Annotated in this window: 13 protein-coding genes; 4 read left to right on the top strand and 9 right to left on the bottom strand. The window is 66.3% G+C overall.

Translation table 11 applies throughout. The annotated features are described in order from the left end of the window. Positions 1-64: 64 nt before the first annotated feature. The 3 genes from F791_RS0105355 to F791_RS0105365 all read right to left on the bottom strand — a co-directional run bounded on the left by F791_RS0105355 (position 65) and on the right by F791_RS0105365 (position 2,966). A complete protein-coding gene (locus F791_RS0105355) occupies positions 65-1,273 on the bottom strand; it encodes a 6-phosphofructokinase (protein WP_012981470.1) in 1,209 nt (402 codons plus the stop codon). A 237-nt stretch (positions 1,274-1,510) separates the two neighbouring features. Then, on the bottom strand, positions 1,511-2,383 hold the full coding sequence (locus tag F791_RS0105360; RefSeq protein WP_019592284.1) for a dienelactone hydrolase family protein: 873 nt from the start codon (positions 2,381-2,383) through the stop codon (positions 1,511-1,513). Positions 2,384-2,501: 118 nt separating this feature from the next. Next, a complete protein-coding gene (locus F791_RS0105365; RefSeq protein ID WP_019592285.1) occupies positions 2,502-2,966 on the bottom strand; it encodes a tRNA (cytidine(34)-2'-O)-methyltransferase in 465 nt (154 codons plus the stop codon). Here F791_RS0105365 and F791_RS0105370 point away from each other — a divergent pair. After that, positions 2,965-3,957 (top strand): dihydroorotate dehydrogenase, encoded by a 993-nt coding sequence (locus F791_RS0105370; protein WP_018175094.1) that lies wholly within the window; start codon positions 2,965-2,967, stop codon positions 3,955-3,957. The genes F791_RS0105365 and F791_RS0105370 overlap by 2 nt on opposite strands. Positions 3,958-3,963: 6 nt before the next feature. On the opposite strand, the gene ntrC is transcribed toward F791_RS0105370, so the two are convergent. From ntrC to F791_RS0105400, 6 genes are all read right to left on the bottom strand, one after another. Next, positions 3,964-5,400, bottom strand: coding sequence for a nitrogen regulation protein NR(I) (gene ntrC / locus F791_RS0105375; protein ID WP_012981466.1), 1,437 nt, complete (start codon positions 5,398-5,400; stop codon positions 3,964-3,966). Continuing rightward, positions 5,400-6,497 carry a nitrogen regulation protein NR(II) gene (glnL, locus tag F791_RS0105380; protein WP_012981465.1) on the bottom strand — a complete coding sequence of 366 codons (1,098 nt, stop codon included), beginning with the start codon at positions 6,495-6,497 and terminating at the stop codon, positions 5,400-5,402. The genes ntrC and glnL overlap by 1 nt, the downstream gene beginning before the upstream one ends. 176 nt (positions 6,498-6,673) lie before the next feature. Next, on the bottom strand, positions 6,674-7,327 hold the full coding sequence (locus F791_RS0105385; protein WP_012981464.1) for a DUF4124 domain-containing protein: 654 nt from the start codon (positions 7,325-7,327) through the stop codon (positions 6,674-6,676). Between the two features lie 34 nt (positions 7,328-7,361). Beyond that, positions 7,362-8,198 carry a hypothetical protein gene (locus F791_RS0105390; protein WP_026333000.1) on the bottom strand — a complete coding sequence of 279 codons (837 nt, stop codon included), beginning with the start codon at positions 8,196-8,198 and terminating at the stop codon, positions 7,362-7,364. Further along, positions 8,198-8,596: a DUF2782 domain-containing protein gene (locus tag F791_RS0105395; protein WP_012981462.1), complete on the bottom strand. Its 399-nt coding sequence runs from the start codon at positions 8,594-8,596 to the stop codon at positions 8,198-8,200. Before F791_RS0105395 ends, F791_RS0105390 begins: the two co-directional genes overlap by 1 nt. Before the next feature lie 2 nt (positions 8,597-8,598). Then, on the bottom strand, positions 8,599-9,324 hold the full coding sequence (locus tag F791_RS0105400) for a TIGR00730 family Rossman fold protein (protein WP_012981461.1): 726 nt from the start codon (positions 9,322-9,324) through the stop codon (positions 8,599-8,601). 118 nt (positions 9,325-9,442) lie between these two features. On the opposite strand from F791_RS0105400, the gene polA reads away from it, so the two are divergent. Genes polA through F791_RS0105415 form a run of 3 tightly spaced genes read left to right on the top strand, consistent with a single transcriptional unit; the run spans position 9,443 to position 13,303 of the window. Then, positions 9,443-12,145 (top strand): DNA polymerase I, encoded by a 2,703-nt coding sequence (polA, locus tag F791_RS0105405; RefSeq protein ID WP_026296399.1) that lies wholly within the window; start codon positions 9,443-9,445, stop codon positions 12,143-12,145. 5 nt (positions 12,146-12,150) lie between these two features. Next, positions 12,151-12,645 carry a hypothetical protein gene (locus F791_RS0105410; RefSeq protein ID WP_018175092.1) on the top strand — a complete coding sequence of 165 codons (495 nt, stop codon included), beginning with the start codon at positions 12,151-12,153 and terminating at the stop codon, positions 12,643-12,645. A gap of 10 nt (positions 12,646-12,655) precedes the next feature. Continuing rightward, a complete protein-coding gene (locus tag F791_RS0105415; protein ID WP_018993378.1) occupies positions 12,656-13,303 on the top strand; it encodes an SCO family protein in 648 nt (215 codons plus the stop codon). Positions 13,304-13,514 lie beyond the last annotated feature (211 nt).

A 13,514-nucleotide genomic window follows, 5' to 3' on the forward strand; every position in this document is an offset into this window, starting at 1 on the left:
TTGGGCCACGGCCCCGCGCCTGCCGCCCCTGGGCCCGGACACGGGACCAGGGGCGTTCTTGCTACTAGCGACCGAGCACCTTGGTCACCTTGTTCTGACGCAGGCGGTAGGCATCCGGCATGCCCGAGCCCAGCAGCGGACGCAGATACATCCGGAAGGCGTCGGTGACGTCGGTGCCCGAGGCATCGATGAACTCGTCCGGCATGACCTTGGTCTTGCCAGCGACGGCCTCCAGCGGCACGTACTCGTAGTCCACCGAATAAAAGCCGGTACGCTTGATCGCGACCGAGCCGTCGCGGCCCTGCCACATCGCAAACTGCACGGCCTTCTCGCCCACTTCCCGGGCCTCGCGCTGGTCGACGTCCGAGACACAGCCAATAAAGGCACGCTGCAGATAGCCGAAGGTGTCGCCGCGTACGCGCTTGACCCCCAGCTTGTCCCGGATCTCGCCACAGAGCATGTCGGCCAGGGCGCCGGTGCCCGAGAGCTGAACATTACCGTGGGCATCCTTCTCCACGTCCTTGGCGAGCTTGGTCGCGATCGGCTCACCGTCCGCGTCATGGATCCCCTCGCTGACCGCGATCACGCAGCGCCCGTAACGGTCCATGGTCGCCTTGACGTCCGACAGGAAGCGGTCGACTTCGAATACGCGTTCGGGCACGTAGATCAGGTGGGGCCCGTCGTCCGGGAATTTCTTCCCGAGGGCGGAGGCCGCGGTCAGGAACCCGGCATGGCGGCCCATGACCACCGCCAGATAGATTCCCGGCAGGGCATAGTTGTCGAGGTTGGCGCCGACGAAGGCCTGGGCCACGAAACGCGCTGCGGACGGGAAGCCCGGCGTATGGTCGTTCTCCACCAGGTCGTTGTCGATCGTCTTCGGGATATGCACGCAACGCATCGGATAGTTGGCCTTGCGCGCCTCCTCGCTGACGATACGCACCGTGTCGGAGGAGTCGTTGCCGCCGATATAGAAGAAGTAGGTGATCTCGTGGGCCTTCAGGACCTTGAAGATCTCCTTGCAATAGTCGAGATCCGGCTTGTCACGCGTAGAGCCCAGCGCCGAGGAGGGCGTCCGCGCGACCATCTCCAGATTGTGGGTGGTCTCCTGGGTCAGGTCCAGGAACTCCTCGTCGATGATCCCGCGGACCCCGTGGAAGGCCCCGTATACCAGCTCGACGTCGGTAAATTTCCGGGCTTCCAGGACTGCGCCCACCATGGATTGATTGATTACCGCCGTCGGGCCTCCACCCTGGGCGATCAGAACCTTGGCCATCTTCGTCCTCCTTCTGCGACTTTAGTGCGTTCCAACCGTGAATCGGCCGCGCAACGACCGGGCATCTCAGTGACATAAGGCCCGAAGATAGCAAATTCCGCACTCTCCGCACGGAAACGTTTAATTGTATTATCAAAGACTTATTGACCTGAGAGGACCTGAAGGCACAACGGCACCACCAACCCGATGGGTCGGTGGTGCCGGCTCGCAGGCCAGGGGAGGAAGTCGAGGGAGAACTCAGTCGCGCAGATGCTGGTTCACAAAGCGGGTGACCCGGATCATCGCGTCACGAGAGGCGAGATCGTCGGCGAAGGTGCGGTTGCTGCCATTGCGAAAATCGAAGCCGCGGCCAACGCCTGGATATTCGATCCAGGTCACATCACCGCCGCGGCTTTCCAGACCGTCCGCGGCCATCTTCGCGGTCCGGTGGCGCTGATACTGCTCTTCGTCGCCGATCAGGATCATCATCGGGATCTCGAGCTGATTGACCTCGTTGGCGTAGCGATACACCTGGTGCGGCTCGCCGAGGTTCGGGTCCTGCAGGTGCGGGTAGTAGCCGGCCCAGCAGGCAACATCCTCGACCTGCCGCTCAAAGGTCACGGCCACCTTCAGCGTCTTGTAGCCCCCGCGCGTGATGGAGACCAGGCAGGCCCGGTCACCGACGATGTCGTCACGCTCGAGCAGGACATCCAATCCCTTGTTCAGGTCGCCCTCCAGCTCGTAGTCATGATCCAGCGGATGGCTTTCCATGAAACGGCCGGTGTACATGTCCGGCGCCATCACCACGAAGCCGCGCGCGGCCAAGCGCTTCACATGCAGGATCGCCAGATCGTCCAGCCCGCGCCGGCCATGGGCCCAGAGGATCGCGGGATAGGCCTCGCCATCGGCGGGGCGCGCCACCAGCGCCGGGATGTCCACGCCGTCGCGCTCATACTCGAATCGCTCGATCTCGACCTCGTGATTCTCGAGATCGGAATACAGCACGCCGTCTTCCCACCAGTCGTCATCCCACCACCAGTTGTCAGAACCGGTGGGTTCATCCGCGGCGAGCGGCGAAACGAGGAGGCTGGTGGCGGCCAGCAGGCAGAACGATCGAACAGCAGAAACCATGAATCCCGAACCCCTTCTTATTGGAGCCGCGCAGAAGACCCAACTGGGGGTCCCGCAGCCGTGAGCCACGCCTTCGAGCTTAGAGCAAAGCACGGCGTCCTGCCCAGCACATCGGACCCTAGACCCCGCCCGGAAAACCGAGTTGGCGCCAGGCCTCGTAGACGACCACGGCCACCGCGTTGGAGAGGTTCAGGCTGCGGCTATCGGGCTGCATGGGCAGACGCAATCGCTGTTCGGGAGACAGTGCGTCGAGTACCGCTTGGGGCAGTCCGCGGGTCTCCGGCCCAAACAACAGGGCATCACCGGACTGGAACCCGGCCTGGTCGTAACGGGCCTGCCCGCGCGTGGTCAGGGCGAACTCGCGCTGCGGCCGGATCGATTCCCGCCACCGTTCGAGGCTGTCATACTCTTGCACCCGGGCCAGCTCGTGATAGTCGAGCCCGGCGCGGCGCGCCCGGGCGCTATCCAGCTCGAAGCCGAGCGGATGGATCAGGTGCAACGCCGCCCCGGTGTTGGCCGCCAGACGAATAATATTGCCCGTGTTCGGCGGGATTTCCGGTTCATAAAGGACGATGTGAAGCATGAGTGATTCGCGCACCGATCCGCGGCTGGCCGTTGATTTCTGCGGGCTGCATTTGAACACGCCGCTGGTGCTGCTGTCCGGCTGTGTCGGCTTTGGCGAGGAATACACCCGGGTCGCCGGGTTCTCCAACCGCGACGCGGGTGCGATCTGCCTGAAGGGCACGACCGGCCAGGCGCGACTGGGCAACCCGCCGCACCGCGTCTACGAGACGCCCGACGGCATGCTGAACGCGATCGGGCTGCAGAATCCGGGCGTGGACCGGGTGGTGGACGAGATCCTGCCCGCGCTGGATTTCGAGGAGACGCGCTTTTTCGCCAACGTCTCGGGCTCCACGATCGAGGAGTACATCGAGGTCACCCGGCGTTTCGACGACTCGCCGATCGATGCCATCGAGATCAATATCTCCTGCCCCAACGTGAAAGAAGGCGGCGTGGCGTTCGGCAACGACCCGGAGATGTCGGCGCGCGTGGTCGAGGCCTGCCGCTCCGTGACCTCCAAGCCGTTGATCACCAAGCTGTCGCCCAACCAGACCGACATCGCCGAGAATGCCCGCCGCTGCATCGATGCCGGGACCGACGGGTTTGCCGTGATCAACACCCTGATGGGGATGGCCGTCGACGTGGAAAACCGCCGCGCGGTGATCGGCAACAACCAGGGCGGACTCTCCGGCCCGGCGATCAAGCCGATCGCGCTGTTGAAAGTACAGCAGGTCTATCAGGTGGCCGCACCGCATAATGTCCCGATCATCGGCCAGGGCGGCGTGATGAATGCGCGCGACGCGCTGGAATTCCTGATCGCGGGCGCCAGCACCGTGGGCGTGGGTACCGGGCTGTTCTACGATCCGCTGTGCCTGCCGAAGATCCTGGACGGCATCCGCGACTACATGGATCGCCACGGCATCCAGCAGGTCAGCGAGCTGACCGGGAGCCTGCAGCTCAACAGCGCGATCTCCGCCTGCGCCGCCCCGGCCCCGGAAGACCCCACGACCTGATCTGCCCTACTCGTCGTCGATGCCCAGCTCCTGAATCTTGCGAGTCAGGGTGTTGCGGCCCCAGCCCAGCAGGGCAGCGGCCTGCTGGCGATGCCCACCGGTCACATTCAGCGCCTCGCGAATCACCGTACGCTCCAGTTGTGGCAGAACCCGGCCGAGCAGGTCGCGCTCGCCCTGTTGCCAGTGCTGCCGAGCGACCTGGGCCAGCTCGCTGGTCCAGTCACGCGGCGTGGCCATCTGCGCGTCCGACAGGCCTCCGTGGGTCTCCATGGGCGGCGCATCCTGATGCAGCTCGGCCGGAAGGTCGTCCAGGTGCACCTCACGTCCCGAGGCCATGACCGTCAGCCAGCGACAGGTGTTCTCCAGCTGGCGAACATTACCCGGCCAGGGCAGACGCTGCAGCTCGCGCACCACCTCCGGCCGCATGGTCTTCGCCTCGACCCCCAGTTCGCACGCCACCTCGGCCATGAAGTGCTGCACCAGCAGCGGGATGTCCTCCGGGCGCTCGCGCAACGACGGCACATGGATACGGATCACGTTCAGGCGATGGAACAGATCCTCGCGGAACAGCCCGGCGCGCACGCGCTCCTCGAGGTCCTGGTGGGTGGCGGCGATGATGCGCACATCCACCCGGATCGGGGTATGCCCACCGACGCGATAGAAGGTTCCGTCCGCCAGCACCCGCAGCAAACGCGTCTGCAGGTCGAACGGCATGTCGCCGATCTCGTCGAGGAACAGTGTGCCGCCATCGGCCTGCTCAAAGCGGCCCTTGCGGCTCTGGCTGGCGCCGGTAAAGGCGCCACGCTCATGACCGAACAGCTCGCTCTCCAGCAGGTCTTTCGGGATCGCGGCGGTGTTCAACGCGATCAATGGCTGATCGGCCCGCGGGCTGTGCTGGTGCAGGGCCCTCGCGACCAGCTCCTTGCCAGTGCCGGACTCGCCGTTGATCAGTACGGTGATATTGCTGCGCGACAGACGCCCGATCGCGCGGAACATCTCCTGCATCGCCGGCGCCTCGCCGATGATGGGGGTGTCCTCGATCCTGGCGCCACCCTCGGCATTTTGCTGCGCAGTCGCCCGCGCCTCCAGCGCACGCTGAACAAGGGCCACGGCCTCGTCGACATCGAACGGCTTGGGCAGATACTCGAAAGCCCCGGTCTGGTAAGCGCCGACCGCGCTCTCGAGATCCGAAAACGCCGTCATGATGATGACCGGTGGCGGATCCGGGCGGGTCTGCATACGGGCGAGAAAATCGAGGCCGTTCAGCCCCGGCATGCGGATGTCGGCCACCACCGTATCCGGGGCCTCGTCAGTCTCCAGCGCAGCCCAGGCCGCGTCGGCCGTCTCGAACCCGCGCACATTGATACCGGCGCGCTGCAGGGCGCGATCCAGCACCCAGCGGATCGAGTCGTCGTCGTCAATGATCCAGACGATGGGGTCCATCAGTTGCCGGCCTCCTTGGCATTTTGGGGTTCGATCGGCAGCAGGATGTCGAACGAGGTGCTGCCCGGTCGCGAACGGCATTCAATGAGTCCGTTGTGCAACTGGATCAGGCTCTGGGCGATGGGCAGGCCCAGGCCGGTGCCCGCGGCGCGGCCGGTCACCATCGGGAAGAAGATGCGCTCGCGGATCTCCTCCGGGATGCCCGGGCCGTTGTCGCGCACGCTCAGGCGTGCCACCAGGCGGTGGCGGTGACCGGAAATGGTGTACTGGCGCAGTACGCGCGAGACCAGGGTGATCTCGCCGCCCTCGCTCAACGCCTGCACCGCGTTCTGCACCAGATTCAGGATGGCCTGCACCAGCATGTCGCGGTCGGCCTGCACATCCGGGATGCTCGGGTCGTAGTCGCCGCGGATCTTCAGACCCAGCGGCAGTTGCACACTGACCAGGCCGCGCACGTGCTCCAGCACCTCGTGGAGGTTTACGGCCTCGAGGCGGGGCAGGTTGTTCGGGCCCAGCATGCGATCCACCAGGCTGCGCAGCCGGTCCGCCTCGCGAATGATGATGCCGGTGTATTCCTTCAGCCCGTCGTCATCCAGCTCGCTGGCCAATAGCTGCGCCGCCCCGCGCAGGCCGCCCAGCGGGTTCTTGATCTCGTGGGCCAGCCCCCGGGTCACCGCACGCGTGATCGCCTGCTGCTTTTGCAGCTGTTCCTCGCGACTGATCCGTTCATGGCGATCAATGGCGTTAAGTTCAAACAAGAGTTGTGGCTCGCGGCCATCGTCACCGCGCAGAGGCGTGATGGTGATGTCCGCCAGGAAGGGCTCGGCGCGCAGTGGCTCCATCTGTCGGGCGCGCAGGGTAATCGGCTGATCGAGTGACAACACCGACCGCAGCCGATTGGACAGGCTGCGGTCGAGCCTGAGGCACTGCCCCAGTCCGTGGCCGACGATACGCTCGCGGCTAAGCCCCAGCAGGACCTCGGCCGCACTGTTCAGGCTGACCAGGCGCAGCTCGCCATCCGTCACCAGCACGGCAGTTGACAGGTCGTCCCACCAGGGCCATGGCGCTGGGGCGGGCTTGGCAACAGGATTGTTCATCAACGGGCCTCAAGCAGGAATCGCGCCAAACAGGGGCACAGCACAGGGTGGATCATCCGCGGGCAGGAGAGCGCCCAGGCAAGGCGGCCGTGGCGGCAATCACCAAGCGCCGCCCCATTATAGTGCAAATACGGCACCATATTGGGGCAGAATGCGCACGGAGTTGGTGCGGCCGACTAGTTCTGCGGAATCTGCTGGACCTGGGGCTGAGGTGCGCGCGGGGCCTGGGGGGCCCGAGGGGCCTGCGGGGCGCCGCCCTGGGGGAATTGCTGCGGGCGCTGTTGTTGCTGCTGTTCGCGCGGGATCGCGATGCGCAGCACGTTGAACTGGATGGTGTCGCTGCTGGCGAGCTCCTGCCCGGCGTCGTCTTCTACTCGCGCCTGCAGGCTGTATTCGCCGCGGTTGAGCCCCTCGAAGGTGATACTGGAGCCGGTGCTGTCGCCAGCCTCCTCGCCGTTCAGCAGCCAGACGACGCGATGGCCGGCCTCGGTATCCAGGGCGGGCTCCAGCGCCACCTCGGCGGTGACATTGCCGTCATTGGCACGCACGCCGGCCCCGTCCTCCGGCTGCGTAATCGCGACGCGTTCGTAGCCACTGGCATCGGCCTCCTCTTGCTGAGGCCGCACCGGACGTTCAAGGATCTCTCGGGCACCCTCGAGCGGCACCCCGCGCATGGGCTCACGTACATCGACCGACTCGCTGGCGCTGCCCTCGGGAGGACGGTCGCCAAAGTGCACATTGCCCTGGTCGTCAGTCCAGCGATAGACCTCGGCCTGGGTGAGCGCCGGCAGGCACATCGCGACTAGAAACAGCACCCAGACCTTGTTCATCGTCGATCTCCTTGGGCCGAAACCCCCGAGCCACCTACGCGGCACGTACCCACATGCCCTGCACACGGGCGGCGTGCCCCTGCAGCGCAACGAGCCGCTGGCGTTCGGCCTCGCCCGTCGCGCCGGATTCGCGACGACCGATCCAGTCGTCCAGTGCGGCCAGGCGCAGCAATGTCGGTGCGGCCCCGCGCTCGATCGCGGCCAACGGGCGTCTGGCATGGTAGCCCGCAAGCAACGCACGGTAGGCATCGGCTCGAATCTCGCCGGCCTCGTCCACCGCAATCGCCAATGCGATGCGCGCGAGCTGCCAGAAAGCGGGCACCGGCGCCGGCGGCATCACCAGATCCGCGAGCCCGGCCCCTTCCGAATAGACCCGCACCGAGTGCCAGTAGCTCCCGGCCAGCGGCAGATCCTCGAAACGATAGAGGCTCTGGTGGTGGAGTTCGGCGTCCAGCGTCTCCCGCTCGCCGGCCAACAGCGTCTGGCCCAGGGCATCGGCGCGTTCGCGCAATAGCTGCTGCAGCACCCCGCGGCGATAGCCCGTGGCCTCCGGCATCGCACTCGCCGGGTGCAGGGCCTGCCAGCTCGCGGCCCGCTCCCCCAGGGCGTTGAGGCTTCCGGGGCCCTCGGCCGACAGGGGTTCGCGCAATGCCTGACCTAGATCCAGGAAAAGAATCCGCGTCCCGTCGGCATCAGCGGTGGCCAGCGGGCTGATGCCTGCACCCTTCAGGGCCGCCTCGATACCGGAGGCGGCATCCGCCGACAGACGCAGGCACTGCACGGGCTGCCCCGCCAGCAAGGCCTCGCCCTCGCGAAACTCGATGCTCACCCCGCAGGCCTCGGCACAGGCCTGGCAGTCGTGTTCGTTCATTACCATTGGAAAATCACCCAGGACGGCGGTACGAAATCGGGTTCCAGCTCACGCTGACGGCGATCGAGCAGGCCGTCGCCGGTGCTGTCGATCAGGTAGTAGGAGGGACCGGCCGCGGGGATCACCTCCACCATCACCAGTTGCCCGCCCATGCGGTACTCGCGCCGGGTCTCCCCGTCGCGTTCGATGATCACAATGTCGGCCTCTTCCAGGCCCCGCTGCTCGCGCGCGCGTTCGTCGAGCACGGGCGGCGCGGGGTCGGCCTCGGCCTCGTCCGGCATCTCGGGCGGCGGCGGGGCATCGTCCCACTCGCGCTCCTGCTGGGCAATGGCCAGAGCCGGCGCGAGAAGCAGACCGACCAGGAGGGCGGCGGGATAATGGGTGCACTTAGCGGCCATGCTCACAGCTCCATCATGCGTTTCTTTTCTTCCGCGGAAGGCTCGAAGCTGCGCGCCTCGTAATGCTCGAAGATCACGTCCACCACGTCTTCCGGGGCATCCACCAACGAGTATAGCTTCAGGTCCTCGGCATCGATTGTGCCTTCGGACACAAGAGTGTCGTCGAACCAGTGCAGCAGCCCCTTCCAGAATTCGGAGCCGACCAGCACGATCGGGATGCGCCGGGTCTTGCCGGTCTGCACCAGCGTCAGAATCTCCGCCAGTTCGTCCAGCGTGCCAAAACCGCCCGGCAGGACCACATAGGCGGAGGCGTATTTCACGAACATCACCTTGCGCGAGAAGAAGTGGCGAAACCCAAGGCTGATGTCCTGATACGGGTTGGCGCTTTGCTCGTGGGGGAGCTGGATATTCAGGCCGATGCTGGGGGAGCGCCCGGCGAAGGCGCCCTTGTTGGCAGCCTCCATGATGCCCGGGCCGCCGCCACTCACCACCGCGAAGCCGGCATCCGACAGCTGGCGGGCGACTTCTTCGCCCAGTTGGTAATGCGGATGTCCGGGTGGAAAGCGCGCGGAGCCAAAGATGCTCACAGATGGCTTGATGTGCGCCAGGCGCTCGAAGCCCTCCACGAACTCCGCCATGATCTGGAAGATCTTCCAGCTTTCGCGGGTCAGAGCGGAGTCGTCAATCGGGCGCAGGCCGGGGTGTTCGGCGCGTTCGCGGTCGTTCATGCGGAGGGTTCCTCGTGTCGAAAGCCAAGCGTAACGGGCGCCCCGGGTCGGTACAAATGGTCGCGGCACAAAACGGGGCTGTAGAATGGCGCGCACCTTCCGCACGGATACCGCATTGATGTCACAAGCCCCCCTCGTTCTGGTCGACGGTTCGTCGTATCTGTTTCGGGCCTTCCATGCCCTGCCGCCGCTGACCGCGCCGGATGGCGCCCCGACCGGGGCGATGATTGGTGTGGCGAACATGCTGCGCAAGCTGCGCGCGGACTACGGCCCGGAACACATGGCGGTGGTGTTCGACGCGAAGGGCAAGACCTTCCGCGACGACATCTACCCGGAATACAAGGCCACCCGCCCGCCGATGCCGGACGAGCTGGCCGCCCAGATCGAGCCGCTGCACGAACTCGTGCGGGCGATGGGCCTGCCACTTTTGTGCGTCGAGGGCGTGGAGGCCGACGACGTGATCGCGACCCTGGCCGATCAGGCCGCCGCGGCCGGGCATGACGTGGTGATCTCCACCGGCGACAAGGACCTCGCCCAGCTGGTGAATGACCGCATCACGCTGGTCAACACCATGAGCGGGGTCACGCTGGACCGCGAGGGCGTACAGGAAAAATTCGGCGTGGCCCCGGAGCAGATCGTCGACTACCTCGCGCTGATGGGCGACAGCGTCGACAACATCCCGGGCGTGGACAAGGTCGGCCCCAAGACCGCGGCCAAGTGGATCGCGAAGTACGGCGATCTCGACACCATCCTCGAGCAGGCCGACGACATCGGCGGCAAGATCGGCGAGAACCTGCGCGCCGCGGCCGAGCGCCTGCCCACCTCGCGCGAACTGATCACGGTCAAGCGCGATGTCGAGCTGGATGCCGGCCCCAACGACCTGAACATCCGCGAGCCGGATCACGAGCGCCTGCTGGAGATGGTGCGCCGCTACGGCTTCACCCGCTGGCGCGCGGAGCTGGAGGGTAGCGAGGACGAGGCCGCTGACGGCAATCCGGGCCCGTCGCAGGCAAAGGGCGACTACCGGACGCTGCGCGAGGAGGCCGAACTGGCCGAGCTGCTGGAGCGTCTGGACAAGGCCGACCGAGTCGCCTTCGACACCGAGACCACGAGCCTCGACGCGATGCGCGCCGAGATCATCGGCATGTCCTTCGCCTTCGAGCCGGGCACCGCGTGGTATCTGCCGCTGGCCCACACCGGGCCGGACGCCGACCCGCAGCTGCCGCGCGCGGAGACGCTGGAACGTCTGAAGCCCTGGCTGGAATCCGAGGACCACGGCAAGCTGGGCCATCACCTGAAGTACGACCGCAACGTGCTGGGCAATCACGACATCGCCCTGCGCGGGATCGTCGACGACACCCTGCTCGAGTCGTTCTGCCTGGACGCCGGGGCCAACCGCCACGACCTCGACTCCCTGGCCGAGCGCCACCTGGACTACAAGACCACGCACTACGAAGACGTGGCCGGCAAGGGGGCGAAGCAGATCCCGTTCGCCGAGGTGGATATCGGCATCGCCACCGATTACGCCGGCGAGGACGCTGATATCTGCCTGCAGCTGGATGCGGTGTTCCAGCCACGTCTGCAGGCGGCCGAAGGCCCCGCGTTTGTCTACCGCGAGATCGAGATGCCGCTGGTCCCGGTGCTGGCGGATATCGAACGCGTCGGCGTAAAGGTGGACCCGGATCGGCTCGGCGAGCAGAGCCAGGAGCTGCTGGCCGAGATGGAGCGCATCGAGCGCGAGGCCTTCGAGGAGGCCGGCGGCGAGTTCAACCTCGGCTCGCCCAAACAGATCCAGGAGATCCTGTTCGAACGCCTGGGCCTGCCGGTACTGCGGCGCACCCCCAAGGGCCAGCCCTCCACCGCCGAGGACGTGCTGGAGCAGATGGCGGACGACTACGCCCTGCCGCGCCTGATCCTCGAGCACCGCGGCCTGTCCAAGCTGCGCAGCACCTACACCGAGACCCTGCCCCGGCGCATCCACCCGGAGACCGGTCGGGTGCACACTTCCTATCACCAGGCGGGGGCGGCCACCGGGCGGCTGTCATCCTCGGAGCCGAACCTGCAGAACATCCCGGTGCGCACCGAGGCCGGCCGGCGCATCCGCCGCGCGTTCATCGCGGATGAGGGCCACCAGCTACTGGCGGCAGACTACTCGCAGATCGAGCTGCGCATCATGGCTCACCTGTCGCAGGATGCCGGCCTGCTGAAGGCCTTCGCGGAGGGTCAGGACATCCACCGCGCAACCGCCGCCGAGGTCTTCGGGCTGGACCCGGAGCAGGTCTCCGGCGATCAGCGCCGCGCGGCCAAGGCGATCAACTTCGGCCTGATCTACGGCATGTCCGCCTGGGGCCTGGCGCGCAACCTCGGCATCGAGCAGGGCGAGGCGCGCGAATACATCGACCGCTACTTCAGCCGCTATCCCGGCGTGCACGACTACATGGAACGGGCGCGCGCCTCCGGGCGCGAGAACGGCTACGTCGAGACCCTGTTCGGCCGCCGCCTGTACCTGCCGGAGATCAACAGCCGCAACGGGGCGCGGCGCCAGCAGTCCGAGCGTGTCGCGATCAACGCCCCGATGCAGGGCACGGCCGCCGACATCATCAAGCGCGCGATGGTACGGGTCGCGCACGACCTCGAGGACACCGGGATTGACGCGCGCATGATCATGCAGGTGCACGACGAACTGGTGTTCGAGGTGGCCGACGCGGCGGTGGAGGACCTGACCACGCTGGTGCGCAAGGCCATGAGCGGGGCCGCCGACCTGGACGTGGAACTGGTCGTAGACGTCGGCGTCGGCGCCAACTGGGACGACGCCCACTAGCCCCCATGCTGGCCCATCGCTTCAACCGAATCGCCGCCTGGCTGGTCGCGCTGCTGCTACTCGCGAGCGCCTGGATGCTGGCCGAACGCTACCTGGACAGTGGCGCCGCCGAGGTGCCGATCGTCCAGCCACAGGCCTGCGACCTGAATGCCGGCCCCTGCAGCACCGCCCTGGCACAGGGCGGCGAGGTGCGCCTGGAGATCACGCCGCGCCCGGTACCGATGCTGCGGGAGCTGACGCTGGACCTGCAGCTGGATGCCGCGGCGCAGACCGCGCTGAACAACCCTGAGGCCCTGGACCTGGACCTGGCCGGAGTCGAAATGTATATGGGCTACCAGCGCCCGCGCCTGGAACACACGGGTGATGGCCGCTACCGCGGCACGACCACGCTGCCGATCTGTACCACCGAATCCATGACCTGGGCAGCCACCGCGATGCCGGCAGGCAAATCCGAGGCCGCCTTCGTACAATTCCGCTTTGTCACTGCCCGCGATCACTGATGAACCCCTTATGAACCGTATCCCCGTCAGCAGTCTCTTCTGGGCCTTCGCGGTGGTCGCCGCAGGTGCTCTGCTGGTGTATGTCACTCTGGAGCCGGGCGAGCCGCCGCCGCGCGATCTTGCAGGTCATGCGCAACTGCCCATCGCCGACGAGGTACAGGGCGGACCGATCGAGCTGCCGGTCGCCACGCACGCGGAGCGCTTCGACCTGGGCGATTACACGGACCAGTACGTCTGGCTGTATTTCGGCTATACGAGCTGCCCGGATGCCTGCCCGACGAGCCTGGGGTGGATTGGCGGGGCGCTGAACCGCTTGCCGGAAGAGTTGCAGGGCCAGGTGAACGGTGTGTTTATAAGCGTCGATCCGGAACGAGATACCGAGGACCGCCTGGCCGATTACGTGGCCCATTTTCATGCCGACATTCACGCGGCCACCGGATCCGAAGAAGACTTGAAGCCCGCCGCTCAGCGCTTTGGTGTCTTCTACGAACGCCGCGCAACGGATTCGGCGATGGGCGACATCATCGACCACAGCTCATCGACCTATCTGATCGGGCCCGAAGGCGACTTGCTGGAGATTCACCCTCACGGGACCAGCGCGGCCGATCTGGTCGAGACCCTGAGGGCACACGCCCAGTCCCAGGGAACCGATGACTGACGGGGCAACAGCCACAGGAGCGCTGCATTCAGGAGTGTGAAGCCAATCACGTTCATTTTCGGGAACGGATGGAACTCAAGGCAACTGACGCTTTCTTACGTTACAAGCGCTCTAGCCCAGCGCGAGCCCGCTTCTCTCCCTGAGCGGGCAGGCCTCGCTCCCCCCTGTCGAGGCCGAATCTTGCCCCGGCCCTCCCCAAGGCCGGGGCATT

This window comes from Thioalkalivibrio sp. ALRh (assembly GCF_000381425.1).
GTDB lineage: Bacteria > Pseudomonadota > Gammaproteobacteria > Ectothiorhodospirales > Ectothiorhodospiraceae > Thioalkalivibrio.